Source organism: Sporosarcina cyprini, from assembly GCF_022048975.1.
Classification (GTDB): domain Bacteria; phylum Bacillota; class Bacilli; order Bacillales_A; family Planococcaceae; genus Sporosarcina; species Sporosarcina cyprini.
Genome location: NZ_JAKMHX010000024.1, coordinates 1 through 24,228 on the forward strand (window position 1 = coordinate 1; position 24,228 = coordinate 24,228).

At 47.9% G+C, this 24,228-nt stretch carries 21 protein-coding genes; 2 read left to right on the forward strand and 19 right to left on the reverse strand.

Annotation, left to right across the window (positions count from 1 at the left end; translation table 11 throughout):
- Positions 1-93 precede the first annotated feature (93 nt).
- The 3 genes from L7D49_RS09815 to L7D49_RS09825 all read right to left on the reverse strand — a co-directional run bounded on the left by L7D49_RS09815 (position 94) and on the right by L7D49_RS09825 (position 3,713).
- Positions 94-1,485 (reverse strand): TldD/PmbA family protein, encoded by a 1,392-nt coding sequence (locus L7D49_RS09815; RefSeq protein ID WP_238080392.1) that lies wholly within the window; start codon positions 1,483-1,485, stop codon positions 94-96.
- A 71-nt stretch (positions 1,486-1,556) separates the two neighbouring features.
- Positions 1,557-1,901: a thioredoxin family protein gene (locus tag L7D49_RS09820; RefSeq protein WP_238080391.1), complete on the reverse strand. Its 345-nt coding sequence runs from the start codon at positions 1,899-1,901 to the stop codon at positions 1,557-1,559.
- 213 nt (positions 1,902-2,114) lie between these two features.
- Positions 2,115-3,713 carry a glycerol-3-phosphate dehydrogenase/oxidase gene (locus L7D49_RS09825; protein WP_238080648.1) on the reverse strand — a complete coding sequence of 533 codons (1,599 nt, stop codon included), beginning with the start codon at positions 3,711-3,713 and terminating at the stop codon, positions 2,115-2,117.
- Between the two features lie 213 nt (positions 3,714-3,926).
- Between L7D49_RS09825 and L7D49_RS09830 the strand changes: the two genes are divergently transcribed.
- On the forward strand, positions 3,927-4,490 hold the full coding sequence (locus L7D49_RS09830) for a glycerol-3-phosphate responsive antiterminator (protein WP_238080390.1): 564 nt from the start codon (positions 3,927-3,929) through the stop codon (positions 4,488-4,490).
- On the opposite strand, the gene L7D49_RS09835 is transcribed toward L7D49_RS09830, so the two are convergent.
- The 7 genes from L7D49_RS09835 to L7D49_RS09865 form a co-directional block, all read right to left on the reverse strand.
- Entirely contained in the window at positions 4,485-5,261 is a 777-nt protein-coding gene (locus tag L7D49_RS09835) for an HAD-IIA family hydrolase (protein WP_238080665.1), read from the reverse strand. The two genes, L7D49_RS09830 and L7D49_RS09835, sit on opposite strands and share 6 nt — an antisense overlap.
- A 16-nt stretch (positions 5,262-5,277) precedes the next feature.
- Positions 5,278-5,979 (reverse strand): MgtC/SapB family protein, encoded by a 702-nt coding sequence (locus L7D49_RS09840; RefSeq protein WP_418895872.1) that lies wholly within the window; start codon positions 5,977-5,979, stop codon positions 5,278-5,280.
- 39 nt (positions 5,980-6,018) lie between these two features.
- Entirely contained in the window at positions 6,019-6,795 is a 777-nt protein-coding gene (locus L7D49_RS09845; RefSeq protein WP_238080666.1) for a sugar phosphate isomerase/epimerase family protein, read from the reverse strand.
- 15 nt (positions 6,796-6,810) lie between these two features.
- The gene (locus L7D49_RS09850; RefSeq protein ID WP_238080667.1) at positions 6,811-8,160 is read right to left on the reverse strand and encodes an MFS transporter; all 1,350 of its coding nucleotides are present in this window, start codon (positions 8,158-8,160) and stop codon (positions 6,811-6,813) included.
- 282 nt (positions 8,161-8,442) lie between these two features.
- On the reverse strand, positions 8,443-9,753 hold the full coding sequence (locus tag L7D49_RS09855) for a 2-hydroxycarboxylate transporter family protein (protein ID WP_238080668.1): 1,311 nt from the start codon (positions 9,751-9,753) through the stop codon (positions 8,443-8,445).
- Between the two features lie 12 nt (positions 9,754-9,765).
- A complete protein-coding gene (locus L7D49_RS09860) occupies positions 9,766-10,617 on the reverse strand; it encodes an HpcH/HpaI aldolase/citrate lyase family protein (RefSeq protein ID WP_238080669.1) in 852 nt (283 codons plus the stop codon).
- Positions 10,618-10,630: 13 nt separating this feature from the next.
- On the reverse strand, positions 10,631-11,809 hold the full coding sequence (locus L7D49_RS09865; protein WP_238080670.1) for a CaiB/BaiF CoA transferase family protein: 1,179 nt from the start codon (positions 11,807-11,809) through the stop codon (positions 10,631-10,633).
- A gap of 137 nt (positions 11,810-11,946) precedes the next feature.
- On the opposite strand from L7D49_RS09865, the gene L7D49_RS09870 reads away from it, so the two are divergent.
- A complete protein-coding gene (locus tag L7D49_RS09870; RefSeq protein WP_238080671.1) occupies positions 11,947-12,600 on the forward strand; it encodes a GntR family transcriptional regulator in 654 nt (217 codons plus the stop codon).
- 97 nt (positions 12,601-12,697) lie between these two features.
- Here L7D49_RS09870 and L7D49_RS09875 read toward each other — a convergent pair whose 3' ends face one another.
- From L7D49_RS09875 to L7D49_RS09915, 9 genes are all read right to left on the reverse strand, one after another.
- Positions 12,698-14,122, reverse strand: a complete 1,425-nt coding sequence (locus tag L7D49_RS09875; RefSeq protein WP_238080740.1) for an aspartate ammonia-lyase — start codon at positions 14,120-14,122, stop codon at positions 12,698-12,700.
- Positions 14,122-15,504, reverse strand: coding sequence for a M20/M25/M40 family metallo-hydrolase (locus L7D49_RS09880; protein ID WP_238080672.1), 1,383 nt, complete (start codon positions 15,502-15,504; stop codon positions 14,122-14,124). Before L7D49_RS09880 ends, L7D49_RS09875 begins: the two co-directional genes overlap by 1 nt.
- Entirely contained in the window at positions 15,491-16,762 is a 1,272-nt protein-coding gene (locus L7D49_RS09885; protein WP_238080673.1) for a M20/M25/M40 family metallo-hydrolase, read from the reverse strand. The genes L7D49_RS09880 and L7D49_RS09885 overlap by 14 nt, the downstream gene beginning before the upstream one ends.
- Complete coding sequence (locus L7D49_RS09890; protein ID WP_238080674.1) at positions 16,759-18,573, reverse strand: S9 family peptidase; 1,815 nt, start codon at positions 18,571-18,573, stop codon at positions 16,759-16,761. Before L7D49_RS09890 ends, L7D49_RS09885 begins: the two co-directional genes overlap by 4 nt.
- Before the next feature lie 29 nt (positions 18,574-18,602).
- Positions 18,603-19,628 carry an ABC transporter ATP-binding protein gene (locus L7D49_RS09895; RefSeq protein WP_418895873.1) on the reverse strand — a complete coding sequence of 342 codons (1,026 nt, stop codon included), beginning with the start codon at positions 19,626-19,628 and terminating at the stop codon, positions 18,603-18,605.
- Positions 19,615-20,631: an ABC transporter ATP-binding protein gene (locus L7D49_RS09900; protein WP_238080675.1), complete on the reverse strand. Its 1,017-nt coding sequence runs from the start codon at positions 20,629-20,631 to the stop codon at positions 19,615-19,617. Before L7D49_RS09900 ends, L7D49_RS09895 begins: the two co-directional genes overlap by 14 nt.
- Before the next feature lie 39 nt (positions 20,632-20,670).
- Positions 20,671-21,576: an ABC transporter permease gene (locus L7D49_RS09905; protein ID WP_238080676.1), complete on the reverse strand. Its 906-nt coding sequence runs from the start codon at positions 21,574-21,576 to the stop codon at positions 20,671-20,673.
- 15 nt (positions 21,577-21,591) lie between these two features.
- A complete protein-coding gene (locus tag L7D49_RS09910) occupies positions 21,592-22,542 on the reverse strand; it encodes an ABC transporter permease (protein ID WP_238080677.1) in 951 nt (316 codons plus the stop codon).
- 89 nt (positions 22,543-22,631) lie between these two features.
- The gene (locus tag L7D49_RS09915; RefSeq protein WP_238080678.1) at positions 22,632-24,194 is read right to left on the reverse strand and encodes an ABC transporter substrate-binding protein; all 1,563 of its coding nucleotides are present in this window, start codon (positions 24,192-24,194) and stop codon (positions 22,632-22,634) included.
- Between the last annotated feature and the right edge of the window lie 34 nt (positions 24,195-24,228).

Here is a 24,228-nt window from a genome sequence, read left to right on the forward strand (position 1 = left end):
CCGCTTTGCTGGAAGAGTAAAAGAGTTCCATTTCCTCAAATCCAGCCTTTTCGCCAGCCGCAAACAATTCTATTTGAAAGTCTTGGATGTTCATCAGCTATTCCCTCCTCTGCCGCCAATGGTGAGCTCGGAAACACGAATCATCGGTTGGCCGACCGTGACCGGAACCGTGCCGCTCGATGCCCCGCACATACCGACGCCGAGACCAAGATTGTTCCCGACCATGTCGATTTTCTTCAGCGTATCGATGCCTTTTCCGATGATCGCTGCACCCTTGATTGGCTCGGCGATCTTCCCATCGCGGATCATATAGCCTTCACTCACCGAGAAATTGTAATCGCTCGTCGTCGGATTGACGGAACCGCCGTCCATATACTTGGCGAAAATGCCAAGCTCCGTATTGGCGATAATTTCTTCCGGTGTCGACTGGCCTGCTGCGATGAACGTATTGTTCATCCGGGATGTCGGTGCATATTTGTAAGACTCCCGGCGCCCTGAACCCGTCGGATCCATGTTCATCTTCCGGCTGCCTAATTTATCAATCAAATAACCTTTTAAAATTCCATTTTCAATCAATAAATTCCGCTGCGTCGCCATGCCTTCGTCATCGATATTGAGTGAACCCCAGGCATTCGGAATTGTGCCGTCATCATAAGCCGTGACAAGAGGCGATGCCACATATTCACCAAGCTTATCGGCAAAAATAGAAGCTTTCCGGGCAACCGCATGTGATTCCAATCCATGGCCACAAGCTTCGTGGAAGATGACTCCTCCGAATTCATTGTCGATCACAACAGGGAAATTGCCGGATGGCGCATGATCCGCAAAAAGGATCGTTTTCGCGCTGCGTGCCGCTTCTTTCGCAATCCCTTCAATATCAAGCTGCTCCATATATTCCAACCCGCCAAAAGAACCCGGTCCGAAATCAGCGGATTCTCGATCGTTCCCGGATTCCGCAATGACGCTGATCCCCATGCGGTTATACGCCCGGCGGTCCTCGACGAACAAGCCTTCTGAGTTGACGATGCAAATATCTTTCAACGTATCAATGAACGTCGCAGTCGTCTGAGCAATCACTGGATCAAAGGACATCGCCGACAAATGCGCGCGTCTGAGCCATTCCACTTTTTGCTTCTTCGAAACGGAATTCGGTAAAATGCGGATATGGTGTTTATTTTCAATAATTTTCTTCTGGAAATTCAACGTTACATCGATTGGGTTGCTGCGGATCGCTTGCGCTGCCGATCTGGCGACTTGCAATAAATTCTCCTCGCTGTCATCACTCGTAAAGGCGTACACGGAGTACTCCCCTTTAAGAATCCGGATGCCTACCCCATAATCGCGTCCTGCAAGTGCACGTTCGACGACTCCGCCAATCATGCTGATTGTCGAATTCCTCTTATCTTCAATAAATAACTCCGCAAAATCTCCGCCTGTTTCAAGCGCCGCTTGAATTACATTTTCTGCAACAGACTTCTGTATCATGTCCCCACCCCTACTTTTCTCTATTTGCTGACGCCCGGCTGAACACGTTATTCAGCCGGACGAGCACTTCTTTATTTCAAAACAGTTTCAAGAAACTCTTGTAATTCACTACGGCTCAAACTTCCCAAATGGGACGAAACCACTTCTCCATGCCGGAAAAGCAATAATGTCGGAAATCCAATGATTTCATATCGGTTCACCAGCTCGTTGGATTTCGTCAGAACTTCGTCAATATCCACAAGTAACTTGGTAATTTTTATCTGTCCTTCGTACTCGCTGCAAAACTCCTCCAGCATCGGAGCGATGAATTCGCATGGACCACAGCCGTCTGCATAAAAGTCGACCAATACCGGCATTTCGCTATTGATCACTTCCCTAGCAAACATTTCTTCCGTAATCGCTACAACCGCGGTCATTTCCTATCCTCCTTGCCGACTCGGGGAACATAAATTCCCTGTTCGGAATCACTAACAATGCTTTGACTTTACCGACTCGCGAATTTGTTTTCAATATCCTTTGACAATACGGGCTTTTTTTGTGTTGATTGGGTCAGTTTCCACCAGGGATCTCAAATAAAAAACAACCGGATCCCCAATGTTATGGAAATCCGGTTGCTATGGATCTTGTATTTATTCATTTACCGCTTCATTCAATCGTTCATCGAGCGCCCGGGCATACTGCATCGTTTCACCCGGCGTCCATTCCATGCGTTCCGCCATATAATCGATGACATCCTGCTTCCACTTCCGCACCCACTCGATATCAAAGAATACGGCACCCGTCCGTCGCATGAAGAAGTCGACAGGGGTCAACGCCATCTCGTATTCCATTGCATATTGCAAAACGAGTTGAATAGATAAAGGCAACGGAGAGTCCGGGTTCACTTGATCCGCTAAACTAGCGATCACCTGCGTGTTCGTCCCATACATGGCAGCTATGCTTGTCGCATCTTCAATCGACATGCCGAGCGTTGCAAGCTTTCTCGATTCTGCTGCAATGAACGGATCATACTCCCGCGGATCATGGAAATCCCCGCCGGACAACCGAAGTTCCTTTGTCACGGATTTCTTGCACGAAACACCTTCCGACTCCAACTGTTCACATAACAGATCCGTCACCGTTTCCGCCATTTTCCGGTAGCCTGTCAGCTTGCCGCCTGCAATCGTGATCAGTCCGGTTTCGGATGTCCAGATTTCATCTTTCCGTGAAATCTCAGACGGTCCTTTCCCTTCCTGGCGAATCAACGGCCTGACGCCAGCCCATGTCGATTCCACGTCTCCTCTTGAGACCTGGACATCCGGGAACATGAAGTGGATGGACTCGAGCAAGTAATCAATATCCTCTTCCGTAGCATGCGGATGTTGCAGATCGCTCGTGTATTCGGTGTCCGTTGTTCCGATATACGCTTTGCCGTTCCGCGGAATGGCAAAGACCATCCTTCCGTCCGGTGTATCAAAGTAAACGGCTTGGCGCAGCGGGAACTTCCGGCTATCGATGACGATATGGACTCCCTTGGAATGAAACAAGCTCTTCCCTTCTATTTTCCGGTCCATTCCGATGACACTTTCCACCCAAGGACCCGTTGCGTTGACAATTCGGGTACCTTGGATGCGGTGGCGGGTGCCCGTTAACGTATCCACGAAATACAAGCCGCTCACCTGACCCTGGCCATTGTAAATAAACGATTCGGCTTTCGCATAATTAAGAAGATCTGCCCCGAGCTCCGCCGCTTTCTTCGCCACTTCAATGGTCAGACGGGCATCATCTGTCCGATATTCCACGTAATATCCGCTGCCGAGCAGTCCTTTCTCATTCAACAATGGCTCCCGGCTTAATGTCTGCTTCCGATCAAGCATTTTTCGGCGTTCCTTCTTCTTAACGCCCGCGAGAAAGTCATAGACCTTTAACCCGACCGAAGTGGAGTACTTACCGAAAGTCCCTTTCTTATAAATCGGCAGCAACATCCATTCCGGATGCGTCACATGCGGCGCGTTGCGGTAGACAACTTCCCGCTCCTTGCCGACTTCCGCCACCATGCCGACTTCGAACTGCTTCAAATAACGCAAGCCCCCGTGGACCAATTTCGTCGACCGGCTTGACGTTCCCGCAGCAAAATCCTGCATCTCAATCAAAGCCGTTTTAAGTCCCCTGGAGACACAGTCAAGGGCAATGCCGACACCCGTAATCCCGCCTCCGACGATGACCACGTCGTAGTGTCGATTATCCATTGCAGCTAAGCTAGCTTTCCGATCCTCATATGAAAAAGTTTTCAAATCTAACACGCTCCTTCATAGAAAATGGCCATCACAAGAGCCCTGCAAAAAATGCGGGGATTGCAATGGCCTTCTCTTTACTCTTTGACCTAATATTCTATTCTATATTTTCATACTTTCCCTGTGATAGTATAGGATTAGGCTATCTACAAGAAAGGGTGAAACAACTTGCGTCTAGTCGATATGGTCGAGTCCCAAATGATCGCATCTGTCAAAAGTGAAGAGGATTTGCAAGCGGCGCTAACGTCCAACTCTAACATCGTATTCCTTTTGACGGGAAACCTGATGACGATCGCTGAATACATAAAACAATTACGGGCAGCTAATAAGCATGTCTTTCTCCATCTCGACTTTATTGACGGGCTTTCCAACTCCAAAAATGCACTCAGCTATGTGAAGGAGTATTGGAACCCTACCGGCATCATCACAACGAAAAGCCATATTGTAAAAATGGCGAATGAAGTCGGATTGCAGACGATCCAGCGTATCTTCCTGCTGGATTGGGGTGCCATTAATAAAGGAATTGAAATGGTCAAATCTTGCAAGCCGGATGCTGTTGAAATCCTGCCGGGCATCATGCCGAAAATCATCGATCAGCTATGCAGCGAACTGGATTTCCCCATTATCGCAGGCGGGCTCATCACTGATATTTCAGAGGTTCATGCCGCACTGGAAGCGGGTGCACTAGCGGTTTCTTCCGGCAATCCCGCCATGTGGAATTTCGATTTATAAAGAGGCGATATCCCGCACGCTTTCCAGCACATACGAAGGACGGTCCGTTGCGGCTTCCAGCATAGCGGAAGTCGTAATGCCAGTCATCACCAAAACAGAATGGATGCCGGCTTCGTTCGCCATCCGGATATCGGTTTCTAAGCGGTCACCGACCATATAACATTGGTCCGCTTCCATTTTCAATACTTGCTCCAAGACATACGAGGACATCAAAGCAGAGGGTTTGCCCGTAATCTGTTTCACAGGCTGCCCTGTCGCCCCTTCTAACGCACCGATCATCGCGCCGCAGTCAGGGATTTCCCCGCCTTCTACCGGACACGTCCGGTCTGGGTTCGTCGCAATGATCTCTGCCCCGTTCCGCCACGCCTGGAACGCATCATTTAATTTCTCATAGTTAAACTGGCGATCCCATCCGAGTACGACATGGGATGCGTCTGCCGCTTCGGATGCGAGCTGGATACCGGCTTCCTGCAATTCGTCGAATAAAGGCTGCTCCCCGATCACGTAGGCAGCATCGCCCTCCGCCATATTGTTTTTTAAATAGTGGGCTGTAATGTAGTTGGAATTAATCACCTCATCCAACTCGACTTCAATTCCCATGCGGTTTAGTTTCGAAACATAATCCGTACGGCGAGCAATCGATTTATTCGTCAAAAAGACGACTTTGTCCCCTCTATTTTTCAATGCCTGGATGGCTTCCGGAACACCTGGAATTGTGTTATCGTCCAGATAAATGGTTCCATCCAGATCAAAAATAAAACCTTTTGTCAACCTGCTCCCCTCGCTGTCAGCTAATAATTTCTACGTTTTGCACATAATTGATTTTCTTGATCATCGTGTAGATTTGAGGTACTGAATGTCTCACATTCACTCTCGTCTTCACTTCGATCAGTTGCTGCTCTTCCCCTTGCAAATCCTTAATGCGGGACTGCGAAATGGAGAACTTCTGCTTATTTAATTCATCCATCACCGTCTCAATGCCTTCTGGCTGACTGACGGTAACCCGGATCGTCAAATCTCTTTTTTTCAAGTGTTTTGGCCCAAAACGGATAACGAGAAGCGGAATCAGTTCCACACCGATGAGCAGGAGGAGCACACCGAAAACCGCTTCGATATAAAATCCTGCTCCAACTGCGATGCCGATTCCTGCCGCTCCCCAGATCATTGCCGCCGTAGTCAGGCCGGATATCCGTTCGTTATCCCGGCGCAGGATAACCCCAGCGCCAAGAAAACCGATGCCGGATACTATTTGTGCTGCCAGTCTGAGCGGATCCATCTGAATCCGGACATCTTCACTGCCCGGGAACGTATAGGCCGCTTCCACAGAAACGATGGTCAGCAAACAGCTGATAATCGAAATGACGAGACTCGTTTTCAACCCAAGCGGCTTTCTCTTCAACTCCCGCTCCAATCCGATCACCAGACCAAGAACCGCCGAAATACTGAGCTTTGTAAGCATTTCAACATCAGCCAACTGCAACCATTCCATCCGCTCACCCCCTGATCCGCTCATCCTGGCACTCTGTCATCAATTCGAGAATTGCGCAGATGGATGCCGAATGATATCTTCCAAATTATATGTGTATGGATTGATTTCAAACACTATTGGTCCGTCAAACTCGTTTTCGTTTAGAATGTGCATGAGTTTTGCCGTATCCAGTCCTGTGACACCTTCACCAGGCAATTGATGCAAATCTCCCTTTGCATCATTGTCGGAGAAGTGCACAGAAACGAGGCGTTCTCCTAAGCGAGCTACCGTTTCTTCTAGCGGAGCGCCGAGCACTGCCAGATGGCCAGTGTCCAGGCATGCTGCTGTACCGGTAGCATCCAAAATCTCGAGCCATTCATCGACGGACGAAGGGAAAATATGTGTATAGTTCAACCCGTCCGGAATTTGATTTTCAAATAAAATCGTACAGCCAAGCTCTTCCGCCATTTGACGAGTGCGGCTGAGGCGATCAATCACAAGGCGCTTTGCCTCTGCATGTCCTTCTGAAGCCCAAGCCATGCCGCCATGAATGACAGCATGTCCTCCTCCATACGCCTGAAGCTTCTCGAGCCATTCCTGATTCACGCGGAAAATCAAATCTTCTACTTCCTTAAAAGGAGAGGCTAGATTTAAATCATGAAAAGGAAGGTGCAAACCGATTTTCAGTCCTGCTTCCTTCGCCAGCTCCATATCCTTCTCAGCCGTCAGATGCTCTGCCCAAATTTCGACGCCGTCAAATCCGGCGTTTTTTAATGCCGCCATATCTTCCGCTGTCTTTTTCTGGCCGGCCGACCAAAGACTTAGCCATTTTTCCATCTGAAATTCCTCCTCTTAGTTCAAGTCTTTCGCTGTTTCAAACTCTGCATTAATTTCTTCCAGCTTAATACCCTTCGTTTCCGGTGCAAGCGTGTAAGTGATCAGAAGGCCAATCAGCGCAACACCGGCAAAAACGCCAAGCGCAGCGGAATTGCCCCATACAGCCACGACATTCGGGAAGACCAAAACGCCCATGATGGACCCGATCCGGCTAACAGAAGTCGCAAATCCGGATGCCCCTGCCCGAAGGCTCGTCGGGAACAATTCCGTCGGATAAACGAAGTTCAAAATACCGCCACCCATGTTAGCGAAGAGAACCGCGATACTAAACAGAACAACCAAGAATACTAGTGTCGGATGCGGATTGAATGTCAGAACCGCAAGGCCCGCTGTCAACCCTGCGAATGACGTGATTAGCAACGGACGGCGTCCCCACCGTTCAACGAGGTTCATCCCAATGATGGCCCCACACAGTCCGAGAATACTAACGATTGAAGAAGCAACATAGGTCTTATGTAAATCTCCTTGCGTAAATGCTGACAAAATAGTCGGTGTATACATCGAAATACCATAATACGAAGTGGAATAACAGAACCAGAATCCTGAAACGAAAATCGTTCGTTTAATCAACTTTTTAGAGAACAATAAGCTAAGTGGAACCTTCTTCGTTTTCGGTTCAGGTTTCAACTCTACTTTGCTGCCCGTGATATTGAAAATAACATCTTGCGCTTCCTTCTCACGGCCTTTGGAAACAAGCCAACGCGGAGATTCCGGCAAACCGATCCGGAACAGGAAGATAATCAAAGCAAGAATCGCGCCCAATAAGAACATATAACGCCATGCATGGTCACCAAGAGGAGCAAATAGAATACCGCTCAAATAAGCGACAACCGCGCCGACAAACCACATCGCAGCAAGGAACGTCCCCTGCTTACCCCTATTTTTGGTCGAACTGAACTCCGAAACAAGTGTCGCGGAAATCGGATAGTCCGCGCCAATCCCAATACCAAGTAAAAATCGGAAGACAATGAGCCAAAGCACATTCGGTGCAACCGCTGTCAAAACTGCAAATAAAACAAATGCGATCAAATCGATCGTAATCATCGCTTTCCGGCCAAATGAATCCGTCAACCGGCCGAGCCACGCCGCCCCGATAAACGAACCAATAATGGCAGAAGCCGTCAGGAAGCTCTGCTCCCCTGGCGAAATACTCCACTGTCTCAAAATAAGCGGCATCGCAACTGCAATGATCGTCAAATCAAAGCCGTCTAGAAATGTACCCCCCGCCGAAACAATCTTCACCTTGCGCTGAAACTTCTCCAGTTTCTTCGCGTCTGCAGGCGAATCTAAATAATCGAATGCCATACATACTCCCCTTTTCCATTAATCTTCTTCAAACTGATATACTGTGCTTCCCCTGCTGCCTGCCTGCGTCTCCAAGCTCCCCCCTTTGATGAACACAAAAAACCCGGCAAAGCCTAAAAAATGCAGGGCCCTTGTACAGGCTGCATGACTGGCTTCGCCGGGTTCTCATCGTCTCTACCCGGAAATGTCTTATTCAATTCCCGCAAGAAACGGGATTGAAACTAGGATAACAATTTTGATAATTCGTGTCAATAATCTATTTAGTTTTTATGAGATTCTTTCCTACACAAACAAATTAACTAATAAACCGGCCAGTAATATAATTAACGCGCCACCAAGCCGTGAAGATATTTGGGCAAACGGCATGAGTTCCATCCGCTTAGCTGCAGACAAGACTGCAACATCTCCGGTTCCACCCATATTTGCCATGCATAGACCGGCTGTGATAGCAGCTTCAATCGGGTAGAAACCGACAAGTTTACCAACAATGGCAGAGCCAAGAATCGCCCCAAGTACAACTGCGACTACGATGACGACATATTGAATGCTCAATGCCGCAAGAATAGCTCCTAGATCGGTATAAACAACACCAACTCCGATCAGTAAGGCTAATGTAAAATTCTTTGCGACAAATTGATACCACTGGCTCGCACCTTCTTCCACTGATGCTGGCAACACGTTCAATGCTTTAACAACTGCGACTAAAATGATCATGATCGCATACGGGTGAATTGGAATAAACTCTCCGAGCAACGTTCCCACCATATAGAAAGAAGCCGCTGCAAGCAAACCAATTCCCATCTTGCCAAAGTCCAATTGCAGCTCCTTCTGCTCATAGGTGAAGCCTTGGATCAGTTGCCCGTTCCCTGTCAACTTCGGAAACTTCTTACCTAGCACATTCAAGCCAGCAGCGAAAATGATGGCGAACACATTCCCAAGTGCGAGGGCAGGTATTAATAAGGACATATAATAACTTGTGTCTTTGCCTAACAGTTCAGAGTAGACCTGCGCCATTGGAACTGCACCTGCTCCAAGTCCGCCACCCATGATAGGCAAAGTCATGACAAGAACGGAATCTTGCAGCGTGAAGCCGACGAGCCAGCCAACCAAGCCAGCCAAGACAATTGCCCCTACCACACCAGCCAATAAAGGAAATGCATACTTTAAGCCTGCTTGAACTAACACTTTTGAATTCATTCCTAAGATACTTCCTGTAATTAAGGCAGCGATGTAGAAATTCAGGAAATCTCCAGCCTTCATGAAATCCGTAATCGTAGTGATGGTGCTTTCGGGCATGAGACCAGCATAAGCCAAATACGACGAACCAAAGATGGCGATAATGGCACCGCCCCCTAAGAAGCTTTTGACAATTGGAGTATGATCGCCTAACCAGCCTAACAACTCTCCAAGTACAATCATGATCAATAGCGCGCCAATCAATCCTGGCGGCAATAACTCCATATACATACACGCTATAGCGATTGCGGCAAATGCTAAAAACCAGCCGACAGGCAAATTAAAAATTGTCACTTTGGGTGAAGCCAATGAACCCGTCCCCACGCCAAAAGCCTCTTTTTGATTAATCGATGCCATCCTTACTCCCCCTTATTCTCCCAAGTTTAACTTTCCGGCAAGTTCCAGCACGCGTTTCGCACGTTGGATGATTGGTTCATCAACCATTTTTCCATTCAGCTGAAAAACGGAAGCGCCGTATTCCCTTACATGCGCCATAATTTCTTCTGCCTCTTGGATCTCCGCTTCTGACGATTGGAAAGTCCTGTTAATGCCTTCTAACTGTGAAGGATGGATAGCGAGCTTGCCTCCAAATCCGAGGCCCTTCACCATAGCGGCTTCCTTCACCAGACCTTCCGAATCTTTAAAATCAACATAAACGGTATCAATCGGCTGCTCCAGCCCAGCGACACGGGAGGCCACAACGAGCTGGGAACGAGCGAATAATAGTTCCGTCCCTTCCTTTGTTAACGTCGCCCCAATATCCAGGGCGAAATCGACAGAACCAAATGCCAACCGTTTCACCCGTTTGGAAGAGTCTGCAATTTCAAATGAATGGTAAACACCTGAAGCCGACTCGAGCAACGGAATAATCTCCACCGACTCGAGCACATCCAATGAATCTAGCATCCGCTCCAGCATTATTACATCAGAGCCGCGATTAGACTTTGGCAGCATGATGCCCTTCAAAGCATCCGTGCTCAACTCAGCAATTGCCCGAACATCTTCAACAAAATACGGCGTCTCCATCGAATTGATCCGAACAACGACCGATTTGCGAGAAGCAGCCAACGCCTTGCAAACTCTGGCCCGTGCCTCCGCTTTTTGTTCAGGTGCGACGGCATCTTCCAAGTCATAGATGATAACATCGGCCGGTAATTGCTCAGCTTTCGCAATGACTTTTTCATTATTTCCAGGTACAAACAACAACGAGCGTATGATCATAGTCGACTCCTCCTTATATCGCATGAGTTGCCTTGCATTTCTGGATGAACGCCTCATCAAAACCAAATTCCTGCAAAATGGCATCTGTATTTTGACCGACTTCCGGAATCGCCTCCATGACAGGCTCAAACTCTTGAAATGTTGCAGGAGGCAACAACGACTTGATCGGACCGTTCGGCGTGTCGACATTTCGCCAGCGATTTCTAGCCTGCAATTGTGGATGCTGAACAAACTCTTCTACAGAGTTCAACCTAGCATTCGCAATCTTCGCTTCTTCCAGCAAATTGACTAGCTGCGCAGCTGTATATGCAGTAAAAGCGCTTTCAATGATTTCCTTTAAAGCTTCCCGATTCTCAACTCGAGCCGAGTTCGTACTGTATTTTTCATCGCCAATCAATTCTGGACGTTTCATGACCGTCTCACAAAGACGGGCCCATTCCCGTTCATTTTGAATCGACAAGAACACATACTTGCCATCATTAGCAGGGAATGGACCGTACGGAAAGATCGTCGCATGCCTTGCACCCGTCCTGGCCGGCTCTTTCCCGCCATAATGTGAATAATAGAGCGGATATCCCATCCACTCGCCAAGCGCTTCGAGCATGGACACTTCAAACACGGACCCTTTGCCGGTTTTACTTCGTTGTATCAACGCCGTCAAAATGCCGGTATATGCATACATTCCAGCCGCAATATCGGCTACAGAAATCCCCGCCTTGGATGGAGTTTCATCAGTTCCTGTAATGGAAACGAGTCCAGCTTCACATTGAATGAGCAGATCATATGCTTTTTTATCTACATAAGGCCCATACGATCCATAGCCTGAAATACCACAGACAATCAGCTGATCATACTTTTCCTTCAATTGCTGCGGACTGAATCCCAGCCGATCGACAGCACCAGGCGCCAGATTTTGAATAAACACGTCTGCTTCCGCAAGCAGCGTATGCAAAATCTCTTTTCCTTCTTCACTTTTCAAATTCAATGTCAACGATTCTTTTGACCGATTGATCCAAACAAAATGACTTGCCATTCCATTCACAGTCGTATCATAGTGTCGGGCGAAGTCCCCATCACCTGGCCGTTCAATCTTAATAACCCTCGCTCCGAGGTCTGCAAACTGTCTAGTCGCAAATGGAGCGGCGACCGCTTGTTCAAGAGAAACTACTGTAATTCCTTCAAGAGGCAACATTCGACTACCCCTTCCTTTTCTATTTTGGATTTTGGATACAGAATACATTTAGTTTATAGTGACTCTTTTAAGTTGTCAATCAATTTTTACATCGTTGTACAATTGCTTCTTTTTATCGATATAATAGGAGTAATAGAATGAAGGAGTGTCGAAACGGTATGGAGCCAATTGCAAAACAATCCACTCGGGACCAAGTCATCGCAACTTTGCGGAAAGCGATATTCAACGGAGATTTGAAGGAAGGCGAGGAATTAATCCAAGAGGAAATCGCCAAAAAACTTAATGTCTCCCGTATGCCTGTTCGCGAAGCCTTTTATGCGCTAGAGCGCGAAGGCTTGCTCCTGACCAATCAAAATCGCCGCGTCACCGTTAAAGGCTTTACGAGAGACGATATTCAAGACCACTACGATATTCGAGCCATGTTAGAAGGCGAAGCAGCTGCACGGGCAAGCTTAAAGGACTTCGATAAACAGGAATTGTTGGAGATTCAGCAGGACATTGAAAACGCGGTTGCTAACCGTCAGGTCAATGATTATATCGTCGCCAACGAACATTTCCACCGCATCATTTGGAAAGCTTCCGAAAGCGAACGACTCCAATCTTTCCTTGACCAAATGTGGAATGGCCTTCCTCCTCACTTAGCAGAAATGGTGGAAGAACAAATGATCAAATCGATCAAGGAACATCAGGTCATCGTAAGCGCCATTCTAGAAGGCAATGCCGATAAGGCAAGAGAAGCGACAGAAGCTCATATTCGACGGAGTATGACGGATTTTCTAGAGAATTATTAAGCACAGGAAAAAGCCTTGCAGCTTCTACAGTTGCTAGGCTTTTCTAATACACTCTCTCATCTAAAACTCCAGGGTACTACACGCACTTTCACTACCTTCAAAGCTCCCCCTGCAAAACCGTCATCGGATACGGACGCAATAAACGATCCACATCCTCCGCACTTCCCACATCATATTTCAAACAGAGTTCCCGTACGGGCACACCCGTAGCAAACGCTTCACGCGCGATCTGGGAAGACGTTTCGTAGCCAATGGCCGGAATGAGCGCGGTCAGGATGCCGATGCTGTTTTCCACGTTGCTTCTTAGTTGTTCCTCGTTGGCAGTAATTCCGGCGAGGCAGTAGCGGCGGAAGACGTCGATGCCGTTCTTCATGACCGTGATGGATTGGAGCAAGTTATAGACCAGAACCGGTTCCATTACGTTCAATTCAAATTGTCCGGCTTCGGAAGCAAGGCTAATCGTGTGGTCGTTTCCAATCACTTGAAAAGCGATTTGATTGAGAACTTCTGCCATGACCGGATTTACTTTTCCGGGCATGATGGAAGAACCCGGTTGTCGGGCGGGCAGGTTGATTTCATTGAACCCTGTGCGCGGGCCTGAAGCCATCAATCGTAAATCATTCGCCATTTTGGACAGATTGAGCATGCAGATTTTCAAGGCTGCTGATATTTCTGTATAGCAATCCGTGTTCTGTGTTGCATCGACGAGATGCTCGGCTGTTCGCAGTGGAAATCCGCTGCTTTGGCAAAGCTGTTCTGTCACTCGCTGGATATAGCGTACCGATGCATTGAGTCCAGTACCGACCGCCGTCGCTCCCATGTTAATTTCCTCGAGATGAAGGCGGGCCTGCCGAATTCTCTTGAGATCTCTCTCCACCACTCGTTTGTACGCTCCGAATTCCTGTCCAAGCCGGATGGGCACGGCATCCTGAAGATGCGTTCTTCCCATTTTAATAATGGTATCGAATTGCGCCTCTTTCGTTTGAAGCTCTTCCACCAGGTATCCGATCGAGTCAATCAGTTCATTCAGCAGTTGATGAACCGCTATTTTGACAGCTGTCGGGAACGCATCATTGGTGGACTGTGACATATTGACATGATTGTTCGGACTGATTATGCCATAGTCTCCTTTTGGATGTCCGAGCAGTTCCAACGCACGATTGGCAATCACTTCATTGGCATTCATATTAATGGATGTGCCGGCTCCTCCTTGGATCGGATCGACGATGAATTGATCGTCGAATCTGCCGTCCATCACTTCTTGTGCGGCTTCCACGATAGCTTTGCATTTATCAGCGGGCAGACCGTTCACTTCATGATTCGCTTCAGCTGCTGCCTTCTTCACCATGCCAAGCGCACGAATTAATTGCGGGTGGATGCGTTCGTGAGTAATCGGGAAGTTTTCAAGCGCACGTAAGGATTGAATGCCGTAGTACGCATCCTTAGGCAGATTCCGCTCGCCAAGGAAATCGCGTTCTACCCGTTCCTCGATTATCACAGCCTCCCTTTGCTTTTCTTCAATCAACTCGTTTCCTCCTCGGCATATTGGTGCAGGAACATCGCCATAAATTTGATTCCTTCTATATAATCATCCACAAAGATACTCTCGTTAGGTGCGTGGTTTCTGGAATCCGCATGACCTACGCCGAAGCCTGCTGATGGAATGCCGAACTTTTGGCAGAATGAATACATTGGGCCCGTCCCTGCTTGGGAACGCAATACTTTTGGTGGCTTGCCGTAGAAATCCATGGCACTTTTCTCAATTTTACTAACGAGCGGATCTTCCAGCGCAGTCGTCGCCGCCCGTGTCCCTTTCAAAGGAACAATCTCGATGTCTTCGAATCCATGTTTGTCTAAATGAGTGCGGAGAAGCTCCAGAATTTCATCCGGATCTTGATCCGAAACGAGTCGGAAATCCAATTTCACCTTTGCGACACAAGGAAGAACCGTTTTGGACCCTTCACCCGTATAGCCCGATTCAATTCCGCAAATCGTGCAGGTCGGCTGGAAAATCAACTTCTCCTGCAGATCAAATCCAGTTAATCCGTTAATATAACGAGGGATCCCCAATTGCTTCAGGTCCTCCTCTTCGTTATACTCCATCTGTTCTGTCAGCTTTCGTTCCGCATCAGTCATCGGTCGGATTTTGTCATAAAACCCGTCAATCAAGATTTCGTCTTTCTCGTTTTTCAAGGTGGCCAATGCCCACACGAGCCGCCATGCAGGATTTTCTACAATAGCCGCCCTTCCGGAATGCAAGTCTGTGTTTGCTCCATGCGCGTGCAATTCCACATAGAGCATCCCTTTGCACCCCAGGCTCACTTGAAGATTTCCGTCAATATCTTTGAATCCATTTTCCCAAATATTCGCATCGGCGCGAATCAAATCGATATGCTCATCCGCAAATGTCTCCAAATTTGGACTGCCGATCTCCTCTTCGCCTTCCACGATGAATTTCAGGTTCACAGGCAATTCACCCAACACTTGCTTGTATGCATGGACAGCACAGAGCCTTGCCATTAAAGTTCCTTTATTATCTGCAACGCCTCTGCAAAAGATCTTTCCATCACGGATGGTCGGTGAAAAAGGAGGGCTTTCCCATATATCGAGCGGATCTTCCGGCTGTACATCATAATGGTTGTAAAACGATAATGTCTGCGTCGTCCGTGGTGTCGCGAGACTCCCGAAGACCACTGGATTTCCCGGCGTTTTGATCACCTGAACTTCGGCATCCAGTTCGAGAAGCTTATTTTTCACAGCTTCCACTGCCTCATCAATTCCTCTCGACTGGGCAGCGACACTCGGAATCTCGCATAACTCGAAAAGCCACTTCAGATAGGTTTCCTTGTGCTCATCGATATAACGGTACACCTGCTCCAGCGTCCCTCTTTCAGTAAGTTCCATGCGATGTCACCGCCTTCTCCCTTTTTTCCAGTAGAGGTTCTGTCACACCCGCGCAGCCAAGCAATGCGAGTACAGTAAGGAAGACTTTTTGAACGCCGATATAGGCATCTGTCGGATCATAATATTCCTGTAACGTGTGGAAGCCACCTGCTTTCCCTCCGCCCCCAAGGGTGACAGCTGGAATTCCCAAGTGAATCGGAACGTTGGAATCTGTACTCGATGCTGAATCCAATACTGGCGTAAATCCGAGCGCAGCGGTCGTTTCTTGTGCGACTTGCACAATGGCCGACTCCGACGATTGACTTCCAGCCGGCCGGTCGCCGACCAATTTACTCGTCACCGTAATTTCATTCGACTTGCCGCGGAACGCATTTTCCTCGTCCGCTGCCTGCTGAATCATTCGCAGTACGGTTGACTCTAATTTCTGCAATTCCTCTTGGGAGTTGGAACGCATATCGACAAACATGGTCGCCGTTTCCGAAATCGTATTGATCGACGTTCCTCCATGGATGATGCCGACATTATATGTCGTTTTCGGCTCTGCGGGGACCGACAAGGTAGAAATTTTGGCTATCGCTTTTCCTAACGCATGAATCGGATTCGCAGTGCCAAAGGCGCCAAAACTATGTCCGCCCGGCCCTTCGTAGGTCACTTCATAGCGCTTACTGCCGGTTCCTAGATACGTCGTTCGTTCCGGTTCTCCCGGCTCCACGGAAATAAAACCATCGATATCATGACGAGAACTGAATAAATGCTTCACTCCGCGCAAATCGCCCAATCCTTCTTCACCGACTGTCGCTCCAATGATCAAGTCGCCTGCCGTCTCAATCTCGGTATGCTGCAGCGCCTTAGCGATGGCAAGCACGACAGCTAATCCCCTGCCGTCATCCGCAATGCCAGGCGCGAACACTTTTCCATCCCGCCACTTTGCCTTCACATCGGTGCCACTTGGGAACACGGTGTCCAAATGGGCACAGAGGACTAGCGCCGGGCCGTCCCCTTTTCCTTTGCGGGTACCAAAAACATTGCCCACCTCATCGATCGTGATGTCCTTGATGCCCACTTCCTCTAATTTCGCCTTATAAACGTTTCCTCTCACCTGCTCCTGAAACGTCGGTGCCTCAATTTCTGTCAGTTCAATTTGCTCTTCCGTCGTTCTGTCGTTGTCAGCCTTAATGAATGACAGCCCTTTTTGTACCGCCTCTTCTTCTAGTAAACGTGTGATTGACCCTCTGATGTCCAAATGTGCTTCCTTCATTGTAAACACTCCTTTGGGTTCGCTTTTTCAAGATAGCGGCTGAAAAATGCCACTGTCTCGGTATGCATCGTAATATGGTTTTCAATCCGTTCCGTCTGATGGCCTTCATCTTCAAAGATGATGAGCTGCACTTCCCTGTCCCGTTCTTGCAAATCCCGTACGAGCTGCTCCGCCTCACTAACTGGAACTCGTGTGTCATTTCTTCCATGGAAAACGAGCAACGGTGCTTCGATGCGATGCGTTAAGTTCATTGGCGCGATTTCATCAAAATAATCGCTGTACTTTTCAAGGGAGCCGTATTCACTCTCCCGCAAATATCTGCGCCACTCACCTGTGTTCATCAAGAACGTCTTCAAGTTCGACATGCCGACGATATCTACACCTGCCGCCCACACTTCAGGGTAATGAGTCAATGCCGCAAGCACCATGAATCCTCCATAGCTGCGTCCCATAATGCCGATTTTATCCGGATGCACATCATGTGCCGAAACCAATTCCTTTGCAAGACTGGCCAAATCGGCAACTGCATCCAAGCGTTTGTCCGCATCATCCAGCTTGAGATACTTTCTTCCATAGCCATTGCTGCCTCTAATATTTGGAGCAACAACGACGAACCCTTTATAGAGCAAATATTGGAGTACCGGGTTATACTCCGCTTTTGTCTGGCCTTCCGGACCCCCATGGACATAAATGACGGCCGGCTTATCTTTTTCCTCACCAGATGAATAAATGAAATAAGGAACTTCCAGTCCATCAAAAGAGGAATACGTATGCAGTTCAGGACGCTTCCAAAGATGCCCGACAGTATCCGACTTCCCTATGAAAGTAAGCCTCTCCGCTTTTTGGGCAGGCAAATGATACACCCAAATATCCCCTGGGTTGACAGGGGTCTTCAAGGTGAAGAGGATGGATTCATCAGATAGCCACGACATGGAACTGATGACGCCCTCGGGCAAATCTTCCGCAAGCACACAGTTGCCTGTCTCCGTTTGATAAATGCCCAATTTGGATATGCCGCCTTCGTTCAGGCAAAACGATAACGACTCGCCTCCCGGCGATAAGGCGATCTCGTCTATATCCCATTTCTCCCAATGAATCAGCTTTTCCAATTGCTCCGGATTATCGATAGGAAATTTGCAAATATGAACGGTGTCCTCTTGGTAATCAGATAGAACATACCCGTGTCGAACTCCTTTTCCAACGATTGGAGACTCATAACGCGCTGCCGTGCCGCTGTTTCCGATACGCACCTTTTCCCCATCATGGATATTTACAATGTAGAGGGAACTGTCAATATTCGTTTCCTTCACCGAGATGAATAGCTTCTCCTCGTTCAACCATCCAAGCGGCACACAGTTTGCATCGGTAGTGAATACTTGCTGCGTTTCCTTCGTCTCAACGTCCAGAACAAAAACATCGAAATAGCCTGGATGCCGCCGGTTGCTCGAGTATGACACATACCGGCCATCTCGGGACCAGCCACCGCAGTAATGAAAATGCTCATGCGACTCCACAAGCACTTCAAGGTTTTCCCCTTTTCGGCCAGTTAGATAGAGTTGCTGCTTTTCATTCCCTTTTGAATCAACTCCGAGCACCATCTTTTCCCCATCAGGAGAATGAAACACACTCATTACGCGGTCGTGAACTTCGATAAATTGAAACGAGTCCCCTTTCTCATCCAGCTTCCACACTTGAGGAAGGCCGCTTTTCTTTGTAATGAATGTGAAATCTTCAGTGCCTGGGATGACACTGGCATCATACGCAGAATCTACCTTTAGAAAATCCAATAAAATCTTTTCTTCCTCTTTCAACTCATTACCCCCTATCCTTGTCCTTCTTATTAATCGTATAAATGGCAAGCGACCGTATGGCCCGGAGCCATTTCCCTGCTTTCCGGCACCTCTTGTTTGCATCGATCTGTCGCGAATGGACACCGGGTATGGAACACACAGCCCGCCGGTGGATTCAATGGAGACGGAATTTCCCCCTTCAATGCAATTCGTTCCCTTTTAATTCTTGGGTTCGGTATCGGAACGGCGGAAAGTAGCGCCTTCGTATAAGGGTGAAGCGGATTTTGAATCAAGCTGTCCGTTGGTGCCACTTCCACCATATTGCCCAAATACATGACGCCGATTCGATCAGAAATATGGCGCACAACACTAATATCGTGGGCGACAAACAAATACGTTAAATTGAATTCACCCTGCATGCGCTTAAGCAAATTAATAATTTGGGACTGGATCGAGACATCCAGCGCCGATACAGGTTCATCGCAAATGACAAGTTTCGGATTTGCGATCAATGCTCGTGCAAGCCCGATTCGTTGCCGCTGGCCGCCTGAAAACTCATGGGGAAACCGGTAGTACTGCTCTGGCAACAAGCCGACTTTTTGCATGATATCCATCACCCGGTCAGTATGTTCATTTCTTTTGCCGATGGAGTGGATAATGAGCGGTTCCTGTAATATACTCCCTATCCGCTTTCTTGGATTCAAGGAGGAGTAGGGGTCTTGAAAGACCATCTGTATTTCTTCTCTCGTTTTGCGGAGTTCTTTGCTTGATTGCTCAAAAATGTTCTTTCCGCGGTAAATCGCTTTGCCTTCTGTTGGCTCGATCAGCCTCATCAGCGTTCGACCCGTCGTGCTTTTGCCGCAACCCGATTCTCCGACTAGACCAAATGTTTCTCCTTCAAACAATTGGAAGCTCACATTGGACACTGCTTTCACGGACGGCCGGTTTCGGTTAAAAGCATCCAATGAACCTTTGACAGGAAAATGCTTAGTCAGCCCTTGGACATCAAGCAGAACGTTTTCTTGTCTTGCGCCTTCCTTCAATAAACGGTCCGGTGCCATTTCAGCTTGTCGCATACACTTCCTCCTTCCGTTCAGCGATTTGTTCCGCATGCCAGCATCGCACTTTTTGGCCATCGCCGATTCCTCGTAGCTCCGGTGCCTGGCTATTGCATTGCTCATCGGCAAACTGGCATCGTGGAGCAAATCGGCAACCAACTGGCACATTTTCAAGCGACGGGACAGTGCCGGCAATGACATGCAATTCCTCTTCGCGGTCCCCATCCATATGCGGAATCGATTGGATCAGCCCTTTTGTATATGGGTGCTTTGGATTTTCAAACAAATTGTAAATATCCGCTTCCTCCACAATCTGGCCGAGATACATAACAACGACCCGATCGCACAACTCCGCCACGACACCAAGGTCATGCGTGATGAAAATGACCCCCATATCGAACCTCTTGTTGATATCTTCAATGAGATCCAAGATTTGCGACTGGATCGTCACATCCAGTGCGGTCGTCGGTTCATCAGCAATCAGCAATCTCGGCTTGCAGGCAAGGGACATCGCAATCATCACGCGCTGCCTCATCCCGCCTGACAATTGGTGCGGATAGTCGTGCACCCGTTTTTCCGGAGATGGAATGCCGGTCAGCCTTAGCATTTCGACCGCTTGCGCCATCGCCTCTTCCTTTGATGTATTCTCATGCAGCATGATGGCTTCCGCGATTTGAAAGCCGATCGTCAGTACAGGATTCAATGAACTGAGCGGATCTTGAAAGATCATTGATATTTCATTGCCCCTCGCCTGGCGCATTTGTGCTTTCGACAGCTTTAACAGATCTATTTCGTTTTTAAAAATGATTTCCCCTTCGTACTTCACTAAGTACTTTTCGTCAAATAACCGGAGGATACTTTGGGATGTCACACTTTTTCCGCATCCCGACTCTCCGACAATCCCGAGAATTTCACCTTTATTCACATGAAAGGAAACATCATCAACTGCGGTAACTCTTCCTGTCTCCGTCTTGAAATGCGTTCGGAGACGTTTGACTTCCAATAATTTTTCAGGATTCATATCAGGCCCTCCTCCTTCTCATTCCACCGGCTTCTATCCTCATTTCGTTGTATGCGGATCGATATAATCCCGTATTCCATCCCCCAGCAGGTTCAAGCCGAGTACGGAAAGAACGATCAGAATCCCAGGGAATACGGTCATCCACCATGCGGTGAAAATAACGACCTTTCCGTCGTGAAGTATATTCCCCCAACTCGGATCCGGCGCTGGGATTCCAGCACCGAGGAAACTCAAAGCTGCCTCCGTGATGATGGCATCCGCAAAGATAAAGGAAGCCTGTACGACAAGCGGTGCCACTGTATTCGGCGCAATATGCAGAACAATAATCCGCCATGTCTTTGCCCCTTGCGCACGGATTGCTTCTATATAAGTCTCTTCTCGGACAACGATTGCCGCAGAGCGGACAACGCGGGCGACGTTTGGAATGAAGACAATTGTCAAAGCAATGATGACGTTTTCCTTCTTCGGGCCAAGTGCAGCAACTAAAGCAATTGCGAGCAACACCCCAGGTATCGCCATCAATCCATCGCAAATCCGCATCAATATATTGTCGAGCGACCTGAAATAACTTGCGAGCAATCCAATGATCATCCCAAGCAAGCAGGACAATAATGCAACAGAAAGCCCGACGCTAAGGGATACCCGTGCTCCGTAAGCCATACGCGTGAGCAAATCCCTTCCAAAATTATCTGTCCCAAGCAGATAATCGCCTCCCGGAGCCTTCAGCCGGTCGGTAACGATCATTTCATACGGATCATACGAAACGATAAGTGGTCCGAATAAGGCGAAAAGAGATAAGAAAATCATCGTACTGCCGCCGATCACAATACCTCGATTCCGCATGATGCGCCGGAACAAAAGCTGTTTCTGCTGTTTTTTCAAACGCTTTTTCGCCTGTTTAAAATCATCCTGGAATGTACTGTTGTCCTCCTGAATAACCTGCATACCGATCCCTCCCCATTATTTTTTGCTCAATCTGACACGCGGATCGACAACCCCATACAATAAGTCGACAAGCAGGTTGATCAGTACATACGTGAATGTTACAAACAGTACGACCCCCTGAATAACTGCGTAATCGCGCCGTTCAACAGAATTAATGATCAACTGACCAATACCCGGGATATTGAAAATCGTTTCAGTCACAACAGCTCCAGCAATCAATGAACCGAACGTCTGCCCGATTACCGTCAAAATAGGCAGGAATGCATTACGCAGCGTGTGCCGCATGATCAGCAAGAATTCCCCTACCCCTTTCGAGCGGGCTGTCTTTATGTAGTTCATATTCAATACTTCCAGCAAGCTGGAGCGAGTCATCCGTGCAATCAAAGCCGCATGCATCGAACCGAGCGCGATGGATGGCAAAATCAAATATTTAATGTGCTCAAACAGTCCAGCCGTGATCGGACGATATCCCGCGACAGGGAGCCATTGCAGTTTCACTCCGAATAACAGAATCAGAAACAGGCCGAGCAAAAAGCTGGGAACACTCATGCCGATTAAGGAGAACCCCATTACAGTACGATCCGTATTTGTGCCCCTTTTCGTCGCTGCCAAAATGCCGATCGGTATGGAAATGAGCAAGGAAATGATGCCTGCCATGATAGCCACTGAGATGGTTGGCGCCAAATGGCTGAGAATCGAAACCATTACAGGTTCTTTCATGAAATAGGAAGTTCCCAAATCGCCTTGTACTGCCTCCGTAATCCAATGGAAATATTGGACGACAAGCGGCTCATCCAACCCCATTTGGACGCGAAGCTGGTGGATATCCTCATCCGTTGCTTCTTCCCCAAGCAACATGGCCGCCGGATCCCCCGGTGTGATATGGATGATTAAGAAGATGACAATGGAGACGACAAACAATACAGGAATCAACGACAAGATCCGTTTCAAAAAATACGTCTTCATTAAAAGTTCCTCCCTTCATTCGGCTTACAATCAAACACTTAGAAAAACGGCCCTTACCTTCATTGAGAAAGAAGAGCCGTTTCCTGTCATTACTTCTTCTTTACTTCCCAGAGGAGCGCATTATTGAAAATGATCAAGTCCTCCAATTGGTCTGTTGTTGTGATAATGGATGCGTAGTGCCCGAACAATGTATGTGGCATATAATCATCCCACATGTATTGCTGCAGCTCCGCCCATTTTTCCTTTGCTGCCTCTTTCGTTTCCGCCTTGCGGATTTCCGTGAGCAGAGCAGTCACCTTGTCATCTTCTGTCCATCCAGGGAATGTCGGGTTAATGACTAGCAATTGGGAAGGCGTCGTAACGTAACCAGTCCCGAGGATCATGACATCCCAATTTTCAGGATTCGAACGCTTCTCCTGCAGCGTCGGCCAGTCGTAAATCTCCAATTTCGCGTTAATTCCCATTTTCGATAACTGTTCCTTTAATACAACAGAAGCATTGTATTGGTGATCATAATCACCAGTCGAGTAGAGGACGACTTCTTCATTGTTATAGCCAGCATCCTTCAGCATTTGTTTTGCTTTTTCCACGTCTGCCAAGTTGTACTGTTCTTTACCCGCATCCGTTGCCCAGTCAATGTTGTCAGGGCTGATATAGCCAGGGTCCAGCTTGAACAACTGCTCATTTCCAACTGCCGCCAGCATGACCGCGTGCGCATCGATTCCCGTGTTAATAGCCCGTCGGATTTCCGGATTTGTCATGATGCCAGACTTTTTGTTATAGGCGACATTAATCGTTCCATTATCAAATGATGCGTATGTCTTCAATTGGCCCATGCTCATCAATTGATCGTAGTTATCGAAAGGCATGTTGAGGGCAATATCATACTCGCCGGTCTGCACACCAGCCATCCGCGTTGAGGAATCCGTTACGATATGGAATTCGACATCATCTACATACACTGTTTTCCGGCCAGCTAATCCGTCTGGTTCTCCATCCGCTTCTGCATAATCTGTAAATTTCTCAAGTTTGATATATTGATCCTGTTTCCATTCAACAAATTTGAAAGGTCCTGTCCCAATGTATTCGGAAACACCATCATCACTGGCTGATTCAACGATTTCAGCTGGCATGATTGCAGGGAACTGGCCTCTTCCTGCCATAATATCCAACACGTCCGATGCAGCTTCTTGCAGTTTCATTTCCACCGTGTACTCGTCTTTCTCTTCAAATGTAGCGCCAGCTAACAGCAGTTTTGCACGGGAAGATTTTTCAAGCCATCTGTTCATAGAAGCAACAACGTCTTTCGCCTTCATTTCATTACCGTTATGGAACTTCACGCCTTGGCGTAATTTGAATGTGTACAGTAAGCCATCATCGCTAGTTTCGATGGATTCAGCCAACATCGGTACCGCCTGTTGTTTTCCATTTTGCGTGACAAGCGTTTCATAAATATTCGAAGTCACATTGATAGCATCCGAGGATGTCGTCAAATGCACATCCAATGTCGGAGGCTGTGCGCTAATTGCAACTTTCAGCGTGCCGCCGCTTTTTGTTTCGCCCGTATCCGCGCTTTTCTTATCTTCATTACTACAACCTACAAGCAGTACTAACAGCAACAACGTCATTAGAAACCATCCAAACTTTCTCATGATCCATTCCTCCCGTTTTGTTTTATTAGAATAA

Bases quoted from the DNA above. Each gene is read 5' to 3' on its own strand.
- L7D49_RS09815 (WP_238080392.1), bottom strand. From the start codon at position 1,485: ATGATACAGAAGTCTGTTGCAGAAAATGTAATTCAAGCGGCGCTTGAA.
- L7D49_RS09820 (WP_238080391.1), bottom strand. From the start codon at position 1,901: ATGACCGCGGTTGTAGCGATTACGGAAGAAATGTTTGCTAGGGAAGTG.
- L7D49_RS09825 (WP_238080648.1), bottom strand. From the start codon at position 3,713: ATGGATAATCGACACTACGACGTGGTCATCGTCGGAGGCGGGATTACG.
- L7D49_RS09840 (WP_418895872.1), bottom strand. From the start codon at position 5,979: ATGGAATGGTTGCAGTTGGCTGATGTTGAAATGCTTACAAAGCTCAGT.
- L7D49_RS09845 (WP_238080666.1), bottom strand. From the start codon at position 6,795: ATGGAAAAATGGCTAAGTCTTTGGTCGGCCGGCCAGAAAAAGACAGCG.
- L7D49_RS09850 (WP_238080667.1), bottom strand. From the start codon at position 8,160: ATGGCATTCGATTATTTAGATTCGCCTGCAGACGCGAAGAAACTGGAG.
- L7D49_RS09855 (WP_238080668.1), bottom strand. From the start codon at position 9,753: ATGGCATCGATTAATCAAAAAGAGGCTTTTGGCGTGGGGACGGGTTCA.
- L7D49_RS09860 (WP_238080669.1), bottom strand. From the start codon at position 10,617: ATGATCATACGCTCGTTGTTGTTTGTACCTGGAAATAATGAAAAAGTC.
- L7D49_RS09865 (WP_238080670.1), bottom strand. From the start codon at position 11,809: ATGTTGCCTCTTGAAGGAATTACAGTAGTTTCTCTTGAACAAGCGGTC.
- L7D49_RS09870 (WP_238080671.1), top strand. From the start codon at position 11,947: ATGAAGGAGTGTCGAAACGGTATGGAGCCAATTGCAAAACAATCCACT.
- L7D49_RS09880 (WP_238080672.1), bottom strand. From the start codon at position 15,504: ATGGAACTTACTGAAAGAGGGACGCTGGAGCAGGTGTACCGTTATATC.
- L7D49_RS09885 (WP_238080673.1), bottom strand. From the start codon at position 16,762: ATGAAGGAAGCACATTTGGACATCAGAGGGTCAATCACACGTTTACTA.
- L7D49_RS09895 (WP_418895873.1), bottom strand. From the start codon at position 19,628: ATGCGACAAGCTGAAATGGCACCGGACCGTTTATTGAAGGAAGGCGCA.
- L7D49_RS09900 (WP_238080675.1), bottom strand. From the start codon at position 20,631: ATGAATCCTGAAAAATTATTGGAAGTCAAACGTCTCCGAACGCATTTC.
- L7D49_RS09905 (WP_238080676.1), bottom strand. From the start codon at position 21,576: ATGCAGGTTATTCAGGAGGACAACAGTACATTCCAGGATGATTTTAAA.
- L7D49_RS09910 (WP_238080677.1), bottom strand. From the start codon at position 22,542: ATGAAGACGTATTTTTTGAAACGGATCTTGTCGTTGATTCCTGTATTG.
- L7D49_RS09915 (WP_238080678.1), bottom strand. From the start codon at position 24,194: ATGAGAAAGTTTGGATGGTTTCTAATGACGTTGTTGCTGTTAGTACTG.